Below are 19,117 nucleotides of genomic sequence, written 5' to 3'. Positions count from 1 at the left end.
CTTAATTATGATTTTATCATTAAATGTATAGTGAAAAGAGTTTCAATATTTGGTTCTACTGGTGTAATAGGTCAGAAAACGGTACAAATTTTATTTGATAATCCAGATGATTTTACAGTAGAGGTTTTAACATCAAAAAAGAATATACAATTATTGGCTTTACAAGCAAGATTAATAAATGCAAGAAGAGTTGTAATTGCTGATACTAATTTATATACGGAATTAAAAGAATTATTATCTGATACAAATATTCAAGTTGAAGCTGGTGAACAAGGATTAAAAATTGCTAGCTCTTTGAATGTAGATTGTGCGGTAGTAGCAATTTCAGGGATTGCAGCATTATATTCTGTAATGAATTTAATTAAATTTGGTGTAAGTACTATAGCTTTAGCTAATAAAGAAAGTATAGTATGCGGAGGGCAGTTGTTACTTAATGAAGCAAGAAAGCAAAAAGTAAATATATTACCTATTGATTCGGAGCATAATGCTATTTTTCAAATATTTCATGATAAAAGTTATATAGATAAAATCACGTTAACTGCATCAGGTGGGCCATTTTTATTTTTAGATTATGATAAGATGAAAACAGTTACACCTAAAGATACATTACATCATCCTACATGGAAAATGGGTAAAAAGATTTCTGTTGATAGTGCTACCATGATGAATAAATCTCTTGAAGTAATAGAAGCTTATCACTTGTTTTCATTAAATCCTTGTAAGATTGATATTATAATTCATCCTGAAGCAGTGATACATGGGATGATTTCTTACATAGATGGTTCATCTGTAGGATTAATGTCAATACCTGATATGAATATTCCTATTCTTTATACATTATATTGGCCAGAAAGAAAGTTTTATAGTAAAAAGCTAGATTTAATATCGCAGGGTAAATTGACATTTATTAAACCTAATATTCATAAATTTCCAGCCTTAAAATTGGGATTTGACGTATTAAGATCATCGAATTATCATGCAAATAGTATTATTGTTAACGCAGCAAATGAAATTGCTGTTAATGAATTTTTGAATTTGAGAATAGGATTTCTTGATATTATTAATATTATATATAAGGCATTAGATAAGATAAATTATGGAAGTATAAATTCTTTAGCGTCAATTATTGAATGTGATTTATTTAGTAGAAGAATAATTAAAGATATCATTAGTAGTTTTTAACAAGTATATATTAAATTATTATTTGAGTGAGTTATAAGTATAATTCTTATTTGTATTAAATATAAGGTTTATTCATAAGATTAAAAATTTTATCAAGGTATTGTATTAAATATGTTTTTTAATTTTAGTGATTTTTTGCAAGGAAGATTTTATACTACATCTTAATAAGAATATATAGAGTGTTATAACATAGAAAAATATTTTACATGGTTGTGAGAATATTGTACTTTTTGTAAAGATTTTTTTTATGTTTAATGATAAAAAAAATAGAAAAGGTTTTTACTTTATATTTATATACTAAGTATAAATAATCGGGTATATAAGGTAATGTGATGTTGTTAAGGTACCGCATGTTTAAGTATAATACTTTATTAATCATTGTAATGATTTTAGTGAGTTCTTGTTTTAGAAGTTCTGTATTGCATTTTAGTAAAAAATATACTCCAATATATAATCCTGGTGGAGAATATTTTTATTCTGATAAAGATTTTTATAATGCTTATAATCTTTATAAGAAAAGAAGAGAAATGTTTTTACAAAAGGATGTAAATAAAAATTTAGACAGTAATAAATCTAATAAAAATGAGTTCTCTAATATAGCGATTATGGATAAGTTAGAAGAGTATGGATCTACTGATTTAAAAGATGCAATGATAAATAGGGATGGTATTGATTTATCTAAGTTAGATGGTGCAAAGTTTATTGAAATTGATAATCATGGAAGTAAAGTTGAAGGAGATAAAAGTCATTTTCATTCTGTTCGTTTGAAAGATAATAAAACAGTGAGAATTAGCAATGTTAAGCAGAAAAATAATAGTGAAAAAAAAGATAATGTTAAAAAATTTAATACAATAGCAAACTCTAGTGATAAAAATAAGAAATTGAATAATATAACTAAACAACAAATAGTGAAGGAGCCAAAGGTAATAGATCAACAAAATAAATTTAATAAAAAGCATAAGAGTATAAAGTTAAATGATTATAGTGATAATGAAATAGTTAATTCTCAAGTCCAAAAGCATACTAAAGTAGTAAAAAAATTGGATAAAATTAAAGATAATGACAATCAAGAGCATATCAAAGGATTAAATAAAGTCAAAAAAGGCAATGATCAACAAAGTGGTAGAATGATAAGTAATTCTGATAAAGTTCAAGCTAAGGATGATCAGCAATATAAGCAGCAATATAAGAAGGGACTAAGTAAAAGTCAAAAAGGCAATGATCAACAAAGTGGTAGAATGATAAGTAATTCTGATAAAGTTCAAGCTAAGGATGATCGGCAATATAAGCAGCAATATAAGAAGGAACTAAGTAAAAGTCAAAAAGGTAATGATCAACAAAGTGGTAGAATGATAAGTAATTCTGATAAAGTTCAAGCTAAGGATGATCAGCAATATAAGCAGCAATATAAGAAGGAACTAAGTAGAAGTCAAAAAGGTAATGATCAACAACTTTCAAAAAGAGAATTTAATAAAATTCATAATAATAATCAAAGCAAAAAGCTTTTATCAAATGATAATGTTAGCGATTTTGTAGAATTTGAACATTATCTTAGTGGAAAAGAATTAAAAGATAATTTTAATTATGCTATACGCAAAAAGGAATCAGATAAGAGACATGATGATAATCATAGTAGCAAAAGTACTGTGGATAAAGGTCAAAAAAGCTTGTCAAGTGATGCATTGCAAGTAGTTGATAATTTAAAAAATCATAAACAGCAATATAAAAAAGATAAAAAATCTCAAGGAAAAGCTCATTCTAATCTTAGTAATAAACAAAAATTAGATAATAGTAATGCGTTATTAAATAAGAAGAATGATAAGGGAGATGCTATAAGTAATCACTCTTCTGATGATGGTAACCATAAGTTGCCTTATGAGAAAGATTCTGATAACAATCAAAAATTGCAAGATGCTCCTAATGATAAATCTGATATTTCAGAATATGATGATAATGATTTGAAGTTTTTTGATTTAGAAGAAAATTCCAATAATGATTATGTTATTCAATATGATTAATGCTTTTTATAATAGTTAAGTTTTTGTTTAAGAAAAGAGAGTTTTTAATATGAAGTTTTCTTATGAGAAGTTTAATGATTTTATAGATAAATCTTATGATAGTAATTTTCTTAAAAAAAAAAAGACGCACGAAGTAAAAGTAGGGAGTGTATCTATAGGTGGAAATAATCCTATAGTTGTACAGTCAATGGCATTAGGTGGTTCTGATGATGCTAATAATGCACAAGAAGTTATTGAATTAGCAAAAGCTGGGTCAGAATTAGTAAGAGTAGCAATAAATTCTGATAAAGCTATGAGATCCATACCTTATATAAGAGATCAACTAGTAAAGAATAATTTTGATAGCAAAATGATAGTTGGATGTGGACAATATGAAGTTGCAAGACTTTTAAGATGTTATCCGGATTGTGCTTCTGCTCTGGGAAAAATACGTATTAATCCAGGAAATATTGGGTTTGGAGATAAAAGAGATAAAAATTTTGAACAGGTTATAGAATATGCAATTAAGTATAATATTCCTGTGAGAATTGGAGTAAATTGGGGTAGTTTGGATAAATATTTAATTGCAGAATTGATGGATAAAAATGCTGCTTTAAGTTCTCCAAAGCCTGATTATGTTGTATTGAGGAAAGCATTAATTATTTCGTCATTATCCAGTGCTCAACATGCTGAAAATATTGGATTACCAGCTAATAAAATTGTAATTTCCTGTAAAGTAAGTAACATTAAAGATTTAATTTACATATATACGGCTTTATCACAGTTATCTAATTATGCATTACATTTAGGATTAACAGAGGCTGGTTCCGGACTTAAAGGAATTGTTAGTAGTGTAGCAGGTATATCACCTCTTTTATTAAAAGGGATAGGTGATACAATTCGTGTATCATTGACGTCTAGTAGAGAATCTCGAATTAATGAAGTAAAAGTATGTCAAGAAATTTTACAATCGTTAGGATTGCGCTATTTTTCGCCGCAAATTACTTCTTGTCCTGGGTGTAATAGGACAAATCCTGTAAATTTTCATACATTAGTTACTCAAGTTAATAATTATGTATCTGAACGTATAACAACTTGGAAAGTTAATAATCCAGTAATTGAGCATATGACTGTTGCAGTTATGGGATGTGTAGTTAATGGTCCAGGTGAAAGCAAGCATGCTAATTTAGGTATTAGTTTGCCTGGTGATGGAGAAAAAGCTGTTGCTGTTGTATATGAAGATGGAAAAAAGCTTTGTACTTTGCAAGGAGATGACATTTTTTGTCAATTTAAAGATATTATAGAAAGTTATATTGCAAGGAATTATAATTAATAGTATTTCATGATTATATATTTATACAATGTTATGTAATGCGTAAGGATAAAAAAGGTAAAATGCGTCTTTCAGAGCATTTTTTAGAATTAAGGAAAAGAGTACTAATAAGTTTTGCTTTTTTTTGTATTGTATTTCCTATTTGTTATGTTTTTTCTGATAAAATATACAATTTTTTACTTATTCCTTTGATAGAACTTGAAGGAAATAATAAGGATTTTTCATTAATATATACGGCTTTAACAGAAGCATTTTTTGTATATTTAAAAGTAGCAGTAATGGCAGCTTTATTTTTTTCTTTTCCTGTTTTTACATGGCAGTTTTATATGTTTTTAGCTCCTGGGTTATATAAAAAAGAGAAATTTATATTATTACCGTATTTAATAGCTGCACCTGTACTTTTTACCATTGGAGGAGCAATAGTGTATTATTATATTTTTCCTTTGGCGTGGAAATTTTTTATTGCTTTTGAAAATCTTGATGCTTCAATAGGAGTTCCAATAGAATTTATGCCATCAGTAAGTGAATATTTAGATTTAGTATTACAACTTATGTTTGCTTTTGGGATAGCATTTCAGTTACCTGTTATTTTAACTTTATTAAATAGAATGAAAATAATATCTGCAAAAAGCTTGGTAAATAAGCGTAGAGTTGCTATAGTTATTATCTTTACTGTTGCTGCAATATTAACTCCTCCTGATGTTTTAAGTCAGGTAGGGTTAGCTGTGCCTATGATTCTATTATATGAAGCTTCAATACTGGCATGTAAGTATATAGAAAGAAATTGTTAATTTATTTGCTTATCATATATGTAATTTAATATTACTAATTTATATTAATAATATTTTTATAATGGTAAATGTAATTTAGAATATCATAAAAAAGGTATTTATAAGTAATTTTTATGAAAGTAATTGCAGGTTTTTTTTTCAAAAAAAATAGATTTACATTGTTTTTATTAGCATCTATTTTATGTCTTGGTTTATATTCTTATATTAATATTCCGCGAGAAAAGACTCCTGAAATAAAGATACCTATTTTATCAATTAGTACTTCAGTACAAGGTATGTCTCCAGAGGATGCTGAAAAATTGCTAATATTGCCTATTGAGAAAGAAGTGAAGTTTATTGAAGGTATAGAAAGAATTACTTCAATAGCACGAGATGGAATAGTAAATGTTATGCTAGAATTTATAGCAGGATTTGATCATAAAAAAGCTATGGAAAATGTTAGATCAAAATTGGAAAGTATACGTTCAAGATTACCGAAAGAAGCTAATTTTCCTGTAATTCATGAAATAGATTTAAGCTTATTTCCAGTATTAAGCATTGGATTAGTAGGAGATATTCCAGAAAGAACGCTCATGAAAATAGCTCAAGAATTACAACATAAGATTGAAACATTAAGTAATGTTTTAAGCTTAAAGATTATAGGGATGCGTAAAGATATATTAGAGGTTATTATTTCTCCTGATACTATTAATATGTATAACTTGCATATGGAAGAAATTTTACTTGCTATTGCCCGTAATAATAAATTTATACAGTCAGGTAATTTAGAATCTTATGTAGGAAATTATACTTTAAATATAGAGGGGTTGTTAAAAAATTATCAAGATATTATGAATATACCGATTAAAGTTGATGGTAATTCTGTTGTAACAGTTAAAGATATAGCAACAGTACGTCCAACTTTTGAGAGTGCTAAAAGCTTTGCTAGAGTTAATGGTAACCCATGTTTAGTATTAGAGGTTTCAAAGAAATCTGGTAAAAACACCATAGAGACAATACAGCAAGTAAAGAATCTTATTAATGATGTAAAGAGTTTTTTCCCAAAAAATTTATCCATAATTTACTTACAAGATCAATCTCATGAAATATTAGATATTTTGAATGAGTTACAGAATACTATTATTATTTCAATTTTGCTTGTTATAGTAGTGATGATGATATGTATGGGTGTGAGAGTCGCTATTTTAGTTTCTTTATCGATACCTATATCTTTTTTATTGGGAATTACAGCAATGTATTTTATGGGATGTACATTGAATGTGGTTATTTTATTTTCACTTATAATGGCAGTTGGCATGCTTGTTGATGATGCAATAGTTATTAATGAATATGCTGATAGGAAAATGATAAGTGGATTTTCTAAAAAAGAAGCTTTTCAGAAGGCAGCTTATGATATGTTTTGGCCAGTAGCATCCGCTACTTTAACGAAATTAGCAGTATTTTGTCCTTTATTGTTTTGGCCAGGAGTTACTGGTGAATTTATGAAATATATTCCAATTGCTCTTATAACTACACTTACAGGTTCTTGGATTATGGCTATAATATTTATGCCTGTTTTAGGATCTATTTTTGGTAAGCCTTCGGTATCTAGTTCAGAAGATATGGAAAAAATTAATGCAATAGAAAGTGGAGATATAAGTAAGTTAGGAATATTTTTTCGATATTATGCATATATGTTAAATAATGTGCTTGATTATCCTAAAAAATTTATTTTTATAGTAACTGCTATACTATTAATGTCAACAATTACATATTTTACTATTGGTCCAGGGGTAAAATTTTTTCCAAATATTGAGCCAAGTATGATTATAATAAATGTTCAAACTGATAGTAATTTATCTATTTATGAAAAAAGTAATATCATTAAAGAGATTGAAGAGAAAATTGCAAATATTGATGATGTGAAATTTTTTTACTCTAAAATTGGTGATATTGGATCTGATGAATTAATTGGAAAGATTCATATTGAATTAAAAGATTGGAAATTTCGTCGTAAGTCAAGAAAAATATTAAAAGATATGCTTTATCTTATAAAAGATATTAAAGGTATTATTATTAATATTGAAGAAGAAAAAATGGGACCTAATAAAGGGAAGCCTATACAAATAAATTTAAGTTCATATGATATAAAATCCATAAATTCTGCTGCTGCAAAAGTTACTTCTTTAATGGCAAAATCTTCAGGATTTATTGATATTGTAAGTGATAATTCGTCATTGGAAATGGAGTGGAGAATCGATATTGACAGATATAAAGCAGCAAAATTTGGAGCTAATGTTTCTATGATAGGGGACTTTCTTAAAATGATTACTGATGGAGTAATACTTAATAAATATTATCCCAGTAATTCAAACGAAGAAGTAGATATTATTGCTAAATTTACTAAAGATTATCGACGTCTTGGTGCTTTAAAAACTCTTTTTATTAATACAATATATGGACCTGTATCTATTGAAAATTTTATTACTAAGAAAGCTTTTTATAAAGTTAAAAAAATAAAACGTATTGATGGGTTGAGAACATTAAGCATTTCTTCTAATTTAGAGGCAGGGTACTTTGCTGATGAAAGGATAAAGTATTTACAAAGTAAATTAAAGCAAGATTGGGATTCAAAAGTATTAATTAATTTTGATGGGGAAATAAAAAATCAAAAAGATTCTGAGAATTTTTTACTTAAGGCTTTTATTATTGTTATAGTGTTAATTGCTGCGATTTTAATTATCGAATTTAATAATTTATATTATGTATTTACTATTATGACAGCTATTTTCTTATCAACTACCTGTGTATTTTTTGGATTATTGCTCACTTATCAAGTGTTTGGAGTGGTAATGGGAGGTGTAGGAATTATTGTACTTGCAGGTGTGATAGTTAATAATAATATATTATTAATAGATGCATTTTGTGCAAATTTAAATAATATCACAGTAAAAAAAGAAGCTATAATAAGAGCAGCTTTAACAAGAATTAGGCCAATTTTGTTAACTGTAGTGACAGGAGTATTAGGATTAGTCCCTATGATTTTTAAAGTGAGTATAGATTTTTTACATCGTGATATTTTATATGATTCTCCATCAAGTCAATTATGGGTTGAATTATCAATAACTATATCTATAGGACTGATGTTAGCTACAGTAATAACATTATTTTTTACACCATCTCTTTTAATGATTAGTAACATTAAGAAAAGACTTTGAGGTATATGCTTTAAAGTACTTATAATGTATATATTATAATGTTATTTTTTACATTATATATTTTTATAAAATTAATTTATTATGGATTTAATTTTCATATTATTAGAATTTGTTATATTAAAAAATATAGATGTATAGAGAAATATCTTGACTAAAATGAAAGTTATAATATAAACTTCTATGGCGGTTTATATAAGTATTAACTTTTGTAGAGTATTAGGCACGTTAGTTGTTGTCAGGTTTTTTTAGGGATTATTATTGTTATGGCTAATTTTGATAATTTAGAGCTAGTAAAAGTGGCTAAAGATGTTGCTGAGCAAAAAGGATTGGATTTAGATGTTATAATGAATGCAATAGAAGAAGCTATACAAGTAGTTAGTCATAATAAATATGGTAGCTGTAAAATTAAGGTAGTTGTAGATAAAAAAACAGGCATTATATCGATTTACAGACAAGCTTTAGTGATAGATGGTCAAGATTTGAGTGATTTTAGTAAAAATCATAATATTCCTTTGGATGAATTAACTAAGTATAAATTAATTGATTTATCGGAAGCATTATTAGCAAAAGATAATGCCAAAGTAGGGGACATTATATTAGAGCCTTTGCCATTAGTAGATTTGGATTATAATTCTGCAAAAATTGCACGACAAAAAATAGCACAAGTGATTTTAGCACAAGAACGTAAAAAGCAATATGAAGAATTTAAGAATCGTGTTGGTGATTTGGTATATGGGATTGTCAAAAGAATAGAATACAATAATGTTATTGTAGATCTTAATGGTAATGAAGGTTATTTACCAGCTTACAATATGATTAAGGGTGAAGTATTTCGTCCAGGTGATAGGTTGAAATTGCATATTGAAAGTGTAAGGCAGGAAAGTGTAGGGCCGCAAATTTTTTTATCTAGAGTTAGCAAGGGATTTATGGAGCAGTTATTTAAACAGGAAATACCTGAAGTGTATGATGGGATTGTGGTCATTAAATCGATAGCAAGGGATCCTGGATCTAGAGCAAAAGTTGCTGTTTTTTCAAATGATAAAAATATAGATCCTGTTGGTGCTTGTGTTGGTGCTCGTGGTGTAAGAATACAAAGTATTATTTCTGAATTACATGGAGAGAAAATAGATGTTGTATTGTATTCATCAGAGTTAGCAAAATTTGTAATTAATGCAATTGCCCCAGCGGAGGTTATTAAGGTTATTATTGATGAAGATGCTGAAAAAATAGAGATTATTGTTCCAGAGAATCAGGTAAGTTTAGCAATTGGTAAATATGGTCAAAATATTAAGTTAGCATCTGAGTTAGTAAATTGGAAAATTGATGTAGTAGGTGATGAGACAGAATCTGTAAGAAAAGCAAAGGAGTTAAGTGCTGGTGCAAAGATATTTATTGAGGGTTTGGATGTTGAAGAAATTATGGGTCAATTATTAGTTGCTGAGGGATTTTTAAGTATAGAAGATATAGATCAATCATCAGTAGATGATATTATGGCTATTGATGGGTTTAATGATGAAATTGCAATTGAATTAAAAAGACGAGCATCAGAGTATTTATCACGTAAACGTGATAATATTACTAAAATGTTAAAAGAATTATCTATAAGTGAAGAAATTATGTTGTTACCATTTTTACAGATGGATGATATTATAAAATTATCAGAGAATGGTATAGGAAGTATGGAGGATATTGCAGGGTTATGTACGGATGAATTTTATGATATGATTCCTAATATTAAACTCAGCAAAGAACAAGTTGATTCTATTATATTAGAGTCTCGAAAAAGAGTTGGATGGGTTTAGTGTTCTAGGTATGCATATGGATGGTATTGATAAAATTAATGATAATGAATTACCTAGTAGAAAGCGTACTACATTAAAGCTTAGTGATAAATTAAAAGTTAATGATTTGAGTAATAAATTTACATTGAAAAAATCTGTTACAACTATTGAAGTGCGTAAAAAGAAAAGAGGTAGTTTATCAACAGAGGGTTATCCTATAACTTTACAGGATGCAGAATCAAATTCTTTAACAGTACAAGAACAAATTTCGCGCATTAACGCAATTCATAATGCTACTCTTCTTGTTAAAAATGATGCTAAAAAAGTTGATGTTAAAGAACTCAATGTAAAAAAAGAATCAGATGTTATAGTGGGTAATAGCTGTACAATGGATTCTGAAGAGCAAATAAATGAGGTGCAACAGGATGATAATAAAGTAAGTGATTTAATAGATAGTAATACAGCATGTAATGATGTTAAGAATAGTTTAGAAGAGATTAATAATATTATAGTACAAGAAAATGATATTAAGAGTGAAAGTGCAGAGGAAAAGAAATTAAAAAAATATGAAAAAGATTATGATGAGAAAAAAAGCGGAGTAAAGAAATCTGATCTTGGTGATTTATATAGTAAGCATACAAAATTATTAATAGAAGAAGCTTTAGAAGAAGATACAGAAAAAAATATTACTAAGATACATGTTAAGTGTAAAAAAAATAAATTTAATAAGTCAATTAAGAATAAAATTCAGCGTAAAGTACTAATTCCATGCAAGATTACAGTGCAGAAATTAGCAAATATTATGGCTGAGAAAAGTAGAGATGTTCTTCAAGTGTTATCACAAATGGGTATTAATTTGACATTAAATGATGAATTGAATGCTGATCAAGCTTGTGCTGTAGTATTGAAGTTTAATCATACATATAAGTTGTCTGATAGTTCTTATATTGAAAGTAATGTATGTAAAATTGATAATGTAGAATTAAAATCAAGGCCTCCTGTTGTTGCTATTATGGGACATGTTGATCATGGAAAAACTACTTTATTGGATGCAATACGTCAATCAAATATTGCACAGAAAGAGTTTAAAGGTATAACGCAGCATATAGGAGCATATCAGATAGATGTTGATGGTAAAAAGATAACTTTTATTGATACTCCTGGACATGAAGCATTTTCTTCTATGAGAGCTAGAGGAACTAATATTACAGATATTGTAGTATTGGTTGTTGCAGCGGATGATGGTGTTATGGTTCAGACTATTGAGTCAATAAGTCATGTGAAGGCAGCTAATGTTGCTATGATAGTTGCAATTAATAAAATTGATAAACATGATGCTGATATTCAGAAAATTACTAATGATTTATTACAACATGGGGTGATTCCTGAAGAATTAGGTGGCGATGTAATGCTTGTTCCTGTATCAGCAAAGACAGGGGAAAATTTAGATAAATTAAAATCTAGTATACTATTGATAGCAGAGTTACTAGATTTAAAAGCTGCTTTTGATTGTAAAGCCCAAGGAGTTGTTATAGAATCAAAAGTTGATAAAAGTATGGGTATTGTAACTACTGTAATTATTCAGCAAGGTACTTTAAAAAAAGGTGATATAGTTGTTGTTGGTAATAATTCTTATGGTAAGGTACGAGTTATTTTAAATGATAACAATGAGTTACAGAAAGAAGCATTACCTTCTATGCCAGTGCAAATATTAGGATTAAATAATGTTCCTTGTTCTGGTGATAAGTTTGTTGTTGTTGATTCTGAAAAGCAAGCAAAAGATTTATTAGATTATAGACATAAAAATATGTTGCAGGATGACGTTAAAAAGAAATTGTCATTAGAAATGTATCAAGAATTATCTTTGCGTAAGAAGGTAGAGGATTTTAATTTAATATTAAAATGTGATGTTATGGGTTCAATAGAAGCGGTATCTCATTCTATTAATCATATTTCTAATGAAGAAGTGAGATTTAATATCTTACATAGTGGTATTGGCAATGTTGTAAAATCTGACATAATGTTAGCAGAAGTGTCACGCTCATTAATTTTAGCTTTTAATGTTAGTGTAGATTCTCAAACAAGGGAGTTAGCAAAGCAAAAAGGTATTGAAATACGTCATTATAAAGTTATTTATGATATAATAGATGATGTAAAGGGTATGTTGAATGGTATGTTAGTACCATTACAACAAGAAATTCAAATAGGTGCTTTAATAGTAAGGCAGGTATTTTCTTCTGTAAAAGCTGGTAGTGTTATTGGTTGTTATGTAACAAGTGGTGTTGTTAAAAAGGGATCAATGATTAAGTTATTACGTAATGATGATGTGATTTATGAAGGGAAGATTAAAGCTTTAAAAAGGTTTAAAATTGATGTGAAGGAAGTAAGCTGTGGATTTGAATGTGGTATATTAATAGGCTATACAGGATCTGTTGAAGTAGGTGATATAGTAAATGTTTTAGAAATTGTTGAGAAATAAAATAATGTATCAGCCTGTAAGTTTTAGAAATTTAAAAATTGCTTCAGTACTTAATAAGGCTATTATGCAGCTTTTTATAAAGGAATATAGTGATTTAAGTCGTATAATTAGTGTTTCTGAAGTAAAGGTTAGTGATAATGCTAAAAATGCAACAGTGTTAATTGTTATTTCTAAGTATTATAATGATAATGTAGATATTATAAAAGAATTAAATGATTGTTCTTATGTTATTAGAAAAGCGATATTTAATTATGTGCAATTGCGATATGTACCAAGATTATATTTTAAATTAGATTATAAGTTTAATTACTTTACTAAGATTAATAACTTTTTTATAAATGAAAATTTAAAAGATAATATATAATATGCTCAGTAGTGCTGTGAGACAATTTTAATGTCTTAATGTTTTTTACTGAGCATAATCAGTTCACTCCATGTTTAATGATATAATTTTTACATTATAATATACTAGCTTATTAAATTTCCTATGTTGAATTTTAGTATTTATATTGAATGTTACATAATTATAATGATTTAGAAATGCGTTTTTTAAGAATATTAATTATTTCTATTATTAATGAAAATATAAGCATAGAATATAAATAATTATTAGATATTTTAATATTTAATCCATGTAGTATTAAAGTTACTCCGAGTATACCAATGAATGTAATAGCTATAGTTTTAATATTATTATAAGTATTAATATATATTACTATATGTTTTGATAATAAAACTATTGTAATCATAGATAATATAATAACAATTTCAATAAGAAAAATCTTATCTGTTATTCCTATAGCTGAGATTATAGAATCTATGGAAAATGCTAAATCTAGTATGATTATTTGTATAATAGCAGTAAAGGTATTAAGTTTAATATTTGAAGGTGTCTTTACTGACATGATACTATGCTGATAAATTTCCATATATATTTCTTTAATGCTTTTATATAATAAAAATATTCCACCTGTTATTAGAAGTAAATTTGAATACGATATTTTTATATTAAATATTGAAATAAAACTTTTATTTTCTGATAATAGTAATGACGCACACAATAATATAACTATACGTCCTATTAGTGCTATTCCAAGTCCTAGAATTCGTATCTTATTTTGTAAATTATAAGGTAATTTTGCTATTACTAGGGAAATAAATATGATGTTATCAATTCCTAAAATTACTTCCAACGCAAATAGTATAAAAAATTCAATAATAATATCATGTAACATAAAAAAACTTTAAAAAATTATTATATGTTTTGTAACTTACTATTTGTAAGTTTAGGTATCAATTTTTATTTTCAATATATTTTAATTCTTAAGTGCTAAATTATACTTGTATATTTAATAGGTAATATGAGTGTTATCAAAAAGTCTTGAGGCAAGTATCCATAAAGCACTATCAATAGCATTAGATTTTCACCATGAATATGCTACTTTAGAGCATTTATTATTAGCGTTGATAGATGATATAGATGTAAAACGTATCTTATTTGTATGTCGTGTTTCAGTTGATAGGTTAAAAACCACAATAATTAATTTTTTAAGATATGAAACTATGAATGCAATAAATAAAAATATTATAGAAGTTAAGACTACTTCTATTTTTGAAAAAGTAATACATAGGGCAATTATACATGCTCATAATGCTGGGAAGGGAGAAATTAATGGAGCTAATGTTTTAGTAGAAATATTTTCTGAAAGAGATTCTTATAGTGCATACTTTTTACATGAACATAATGTAAGATATTCAGATGTAATAAATTGTATTGCTAATAATATGTGCATTGAAAATTTAGATGAGCATAACGAATTTATTCGAGATCTTAATAATAATAAATTAGTAAGTACATTTCCTAATATAAGTAAAGAAAATTTGGTTAAAGATAATGAGAATTTGGAATTATATTGTATTAATTTAAATCATCTTGCTACTCAGGGAAAGATAGATTATGTAATAGGTAGACATTATGAATTAAAAAGAACTATAGAAATTTTGTTACGAAGAAGGAAAAATAACCCATTATATGTAGGTGATCCTGGTGTTGGTAAAACTGCAATTGTTGAAGGATTGGCTTTAAAAATTATAGAAGGAGATGTTCCTCAGCAGTTAAAATCTACAACTATATACTCATTGGATATGGGAGCTTTGTTAGCTGGTACTCGTTATAGAGGGGATTTTGAAGAGAGAATTAAACAAGTAATTAAGGCAATTGAAAATAAAAAAGATGCTATTTTATTTATTGATGAAATTCATACTATTATAGGTGCAGGTTCTACGAGTGGTGGTTCATTAGATGCTAGTAATTTACTAAAACCAGCTTTGGCACGAGGATTATTGAGGTGTATTGGAGCTACTACTTATAAAGAGTATAATAACTTTGAAAAAGATAGAGCATTATCAAGACGTTATCAAAAAATTGATATAGATGAATCTTCAATTGATGAAACTATACAAATACTTAATGGTATTAAATCTTATTATGAAATATATCATAATGTACGTTATACAAAGCAGGCTATTACATCTGCTGCTGAATTATCAAATAGATATATCTCAGGAAGAATGCTTCCTGATAAGGCTGTTGATGTAATTGATGAAGCTGGAGTATATTGTAAATTGAATAATAATACTGATGATAAACTTGTGACTAGTAGTGATATTGAAAATATTATTTCAAGAATTACGGATATTCCTTGTAGTTATTTGTTTGCAAATGATATGCAAAAGGTAAAAGATCTAGAAAAGAATTTAAAAAATGTAATTTTTGGACAAGATGATGCAATTTTACAGCTTGTGGATTCTATAAAAATTGCAAAAGCAGGATTGAGAAATTATAAAAAACCATTAGCTAGTTATTTATTTTCTGGACCAACTGGTGTGGGAAAAACAGAGTTAGCTAAGCAATTAGCAGAAAATATGGGAATGAAATTGATTAGATTTGATATGTCGGAATATATGGAATCTCATACTGTTTCTAGAATGATTGGATCACCTCCTGGATATGTTGGATATGATCAAGGTGGATTGTTAACAGATTTAGTTGCGAGGAATCAATATAGTGTTTTATTGCTTGATGAGATAGAAAAAGCTCATAAAGATATATATAATATATTATTGCAAATCATGGATTATGGATATTTAACTGATACATGTGGTAAAAAAGTAAATTTTTACAATGTAGTTATTATTTTAACAACTAATGCTGGATCAGATGAATTTAGTAAAAATATTATTGGATTTCATCGTGATAAGAATTTTAATTATAGTAATGATGATAAAATTATAGAAAGAATTTTTTCTCCAGAATTCTGTAATCGACTAGATTCAGTTATATCGTTTTCATATTTAAATTCAGATGTTATTATTAAAATAATTAATAAATTTATTTTACAATTAAAGGAGCAATTACTGAAGAAGAAAGTGACTATCAATATAGATGAGGCATCTATATTATATTTAGCAAAGATTGGATGTAATAAAAATTATGGCGTAAGAAGTCTTGAAAATATTATTTCACGAAAGATAAAAAAGCATTTAGCAAATGAGATATTATTTGGACGATTATCTTATGGAGGGAAAGTAAATATTATATTTGATGCTAAAAATAAAAGTTTTATATATGATTTTTGTGATTTATCAGTAAGTGATAAATTAGCATAACTTTTTTATGAATAAGTTATTGATTATTTTGATAGATATCTATAGATTTAATTGATTCTCTTATCAATAATAGAAAAAAGTTTTATGCCAAATAATTATAAGTCTGTTTGTAATTTAGCAATTATTGCTCATGTAGATCATGGAAAGACTACTCTTTTAGATAATATGCTCAAGCAAAGCGGCACATTTAGAGATAATCAAGAAATTGCTGATAGAGTTATGGATAGTAATGATCTGGAGCGTGAAAGAGGAATTACTATATTAGCAAAATGTACAGCTATTATGTGGAAGGGTCATAAGATTAATATTATTGATACTCCTGGTCATGCAGATTTTGGTGGAGAAGTAGAAAGAGTATTATCTATGGCTGATGGTGTCTTATTGCTTGTTGATGCTGCAGAAGGTCCAATGCCTCAAACTAAATTTGTGCTTTCTAAAGCATTAAAAGCAAATTTACTACCAATTGTTATTATTAATAAAGTAGATCGTCCTGATAGTAGAATTGATGAAGTTTTAGATGAAATATATGAGTTATTTATTAATTTAGATGCAACAAGTGAACAATTAGATTTTCCAATTTTATATGCTTCGGGAAGAAATGGATGGTGTGTTAAAGATTTATCGGATAAAAGAGAGAATTTAGTACAATTATTTGAGTTAATACTTCAATATGTAAAGCCTATGAAGTATGATTATAATGCTCCATTTAGTATGTTATTAACGTTATTGGAATCTGATAAATTTCTTGGAAGGGTATTAACTGGTAAAGTATATCAGGGGGTTGCAAAAATTAATTCTCAAGTTAAAGTTCTGAATTTACAAGGAGAAGTGATTGAATATGGTAAGTTAACTAAATTGCTATCATTTATAGGGTTAAGGAGAGTTCCTGTAGAAGAGGGTAAGGCAGGGGATATTATAGCTATTGCTGGACTTGAAAAGGCTTCAGTTGCTGATAGTATTGTTGATAATGCTATTACTCTACCTATTAAATCTACTCCTGTTGATCCACCAACAATGGCTATAACTATTAGTGTTAATGATTCTCCTTTTGCTGGTACAGAGGGTACTAAATTGACTTCTACTGTGATAAGAAATAGATTATTGGCAGAAGCTGAAACTAATGTTGCAATTACAGTTAAGGAAACAGAAAAAGGTGATGCTTATGAAGTTGGTGGTAGAGGAGAACTACAATTAGGTGTTTTAGTAGAAACTATGAGGAGAGAAGGATTTGAATTATCTGTATCTCGTCCTCGAGTGTTAATTAAAAGAGAGAATAATCAAATTCTTGAGCCTGTTGAAGAAGTTGTAATAGATGTAGATGAAGAATATAGTGGCGTTATTATGGAAAAGCTTAATTTTCGTAAGGGAGATATGCAAGATATGCGTCCATCAGGCAAAAATAGAGTAAGAATGGTATTTTTAATGCCATCACGTGGATTGATAGGTTATCAAGGAGAGTTTTTGACAGATTCACGTGGTACTGGTATTATGAATCGTATATTTTATGGTTATTCTCCTCATAAAGGTGCTATTCCTTGTAGAAATAATGGTGTTTTAATTTCAACTGATAAGGGTGATGCAGTTGCATATGCAATTTTTAATTTACAAGATAGGGGAATAATGTTTATTAAGCCTCAAGATAAAGTATATGCTGGTATGGTAGTTGGATTGCATAATCGTGATAATGATATTGAGGTAAATGTTTTAAAAGGGAAACAATTAACTAATGTAAGGGCTTCTGGGTCAGATGAAGCTGTACGATTAACTCCTCCAAAGTTAATGACTTTAGAAGAAATGATAGCATTTATTAATGATGATGAACTTGTAGAATGTACACCAAAATCTATTAGAATAAGAAAAAAATTTCTTGATCCTAATGATCGAAAACGTGCTACTAGAAATAAAGAGCAAAATTCATTTTATGGCATATAAAAGGTCTATCTTTGTAATGATTAAGATATTCGATTTTTTTTCATAACAAAAGATGGCTTTAAAATTGAATACTTATCTAAATTTTTCTAGTAAAGTATTTTATTGAAAGAATGCACTTATTTAAAATATTCAATAGATGAATCTTGATATAAAGTATAATATTAATATTTATTAATAAAATAGCATACATGTGGTATTAAGATTTTATGCTAATATAAGTATTATTTATTGAGTACAGAAAAAATGATTTATTAATCTTTTGAAGAAAAAAGCTCTTAAATATTGTTAAGTATTTTATCAGTATGTTTTTTTATTAATTTATTAAAAAAAGCTACTGTTTTAAAAAAGGTACTTTAAAAATGTACCTTCTTGATATTAATTAAATTATGATGTTAAAGTAAAATTAATATTTTATCGTAAAATGATATATAAAATACTTTTAGAGGATTTGGTGTCTAATATTTTAGAAGAAATTATTGAATTAAAAATGCATATTATTTATATAATAACGAAGGAGATAGAATATTTGCGTACATTTAATTTTTATGAGTTTAAAGCTTTACAAGTTATAGAAGGAGATTTACTTATTTTGCTGAATGATAAATATAATAAAATTAAAAATAATAAGAATATTATATTATATTGTACAAATGATAAAATGATAGAGACATTAAGTATGCTATGTATAAAATTTGACAAGTATTTAATGATAAAACATAATATCATGGCAAAATATAATAAGCTGCATTAATTATT

General features: G+C 27.2%; 12 protein-coding genes. 11 read left to right on the top strand and 1 reads right to left on the bottom strand.

What is annotated here, in order from left to right; all coding sequences use genetic code 11:
- Positions 1 to 30 precede the first annotated feature (30 nt).
- From dxr to HL033_RS00130, 8 genes are all read left to right on the top strand, one after another.
- A complete protein-coding gene (gene dxr / locus HL033_RS00165) occupies positions 31 to 1,182 on the top strand; it encodes a 1-deoxy-D-xylulose-5-phosphate reductoisomerase (protein ID WP_218194107.1) in 1,152 nt (383 codons plus the stop codon).
- A 350-nt stretch (positions 1,183 to 1,532) separates the two neighbouring features.
- Entirely contained in the window at positions 1,533 to 3,200 is a 1,668-nt protein-coding gene (locus HL033_RS00160; protein WP_218194106.1) for a TRP75-related protein, read from the top strand.
- Positions 3,201 to 3,249: 49 nt separating this feature from the next.
- Complete coding sequence (ispG, locus tag HL033_RS00155; protein ID WP_218194105.1) at positions 3,250 to 4,512, top strand: flavodoxin-dependent (E)-4-hydroxy-3-methylbut-2-enyl-diphosphate synthase; 1,263 nt, start codon at positions 3,250 to 3,252, stop codon at positions 4,510 to 4,512.
- Positions 4,513 to 4,550: 38 nt separating this feature from the next.
- Positions 4,551 to 5,303, top strand: coding sequence for a twin-arginine translocase subunit TatC (tatC, locus tag HL033_RS00150; RefSeq protein WP_246575262.1), 753 nt, complete (start codon positions 4,551 to 4,553; stop codon positions 5,301 to 5,303).
- A 113-nt stretch (positions 5,304 to 5,416) separates the two neighbouring features.
- Positions 5,417 to 8,500, top strand: a complete 3,084-nt coding sequence (locus HL033_RS00145) for an efflux RND transporter permease subunit (RefSeq protein WP_218194104.1) — start codon at positions 5,417 to 5,419, stop codon at positions 8,498 to 8,500.
- Positions 8,501 to 8,763: 263 nt separating this feature from the next.
- A complete protein-coding gene (gene nusA / locus HL033_RS00140; protein ID WP_410522098.1) occupies positions 8,764 to 10,302 on the top strand; it encodes a transcription termination factor NusA in 1,539 nt (512 codons plus the stop codon).
- 16 nt (positions 10,303 to 10,318) lie between these two features.
- Positions 10,319 to 12,760, top strand: coding sequence for a translation initiation factor IF-2 (gene infB / locus HL033_RS00135; protein WP_218194103.1), 2,442 nt, complete (start codon positions 10,319 to 10,321; stop codon positions 12,758 to 12,760).
- A 4-nt stretch (positions 12,761 to 12,764) separates the two neighbouring features.
- Positions 12,765 to 13,124 carry a ribosome-binding factor A gene (locus HL033_RS00130; protein ID WP_218194455.1) on the top strand — a complete coding sequence of 120 codons (360 nt, stop codon included), beginning with the start codon at positions 12,765 to 12,767 and terminating at the stop codon, positions 13,122 to 13,124.
- Positions 13,125 to 13,284: 160 nt separating this feature from the next.
- Here HL033_RS00130 and HL033_RS00125 read toward each other — a convergent pair whose 3' ends face one another.
- On the bottom strand, positions 13,285 to 13,995 hold the full coding sequence (locus HL033_RS00125; protein ID WP_218194102.1) for a TerC family protein: 711 nt from the start codon (positions 13,993 to 13,995) through the stop codon (positions 13,285 to 13,287).
- Positions 13,996 to 14,125: 130 nt separating this feature from the next.
- On the opposite strand from HL033_RS00125, the gene HL033_RS00120 reads away from it, so the two are divergent.
- The 3 genes from HL033_RS00120 to HL033_RS00110 all read left to right on the top strand — a co-directional run bounded on the left by HL033_RS00120 (position 14,126) and on the right by HL033_RS00110 (position 19,112).
- Positions 14,126 to 16,429: an AAA family ATPase gene (locus tag HL033_RS00120; RefSeq protein ID WP_218194101.1), complete on the top strand. Its 2,304-nt coding sequence runs from the start codon at positions 14,126 to 14,128 to the stop codon at positions 16,427 to 16,429.
- An 84-nt stretch (positions 16,430 to 16,513) separates the two neighbouring features.
- Positions 16,514 to 18,361, top strand: a complete 1,848-nt coding sequence (gene typA, locus HL033_RS00115; protein WP_218194100.1) for a translational GTPase TypA — start codon at positions 16,514 to 16,516, stop codon at positions 18,359 to 18,361.
- Positions 18,362 to 18,782: 421 nt separating this feature from the next.
- Positions 18,783 to 19,112, top strand: a complete 330-nt coding sequence (locus HL033_RS00110) for a hypothetical protein (RefSeq protein ID WP_218194099.1) — start codon at positions 18,783 to 18,785, stop codon at positions 19,110 to 19,112.
- The last annotated feature ends 5 nt before the right edge of the window (positions 19,113 to 19,117 follow it).

Source organism: Neoehrlichia mikurensis (genome assembly GCF_019186785.1).
GTDB lineage: Bacteria > Pseudomonadota > Alphaproteobacteria > Rickettsiales > Anaplasmataceae > Neoehrlichia > Neoehrlichia mikurensis.
This window is presented reverse-complemented; position numbering and strand designations above follow the sequence as displayed.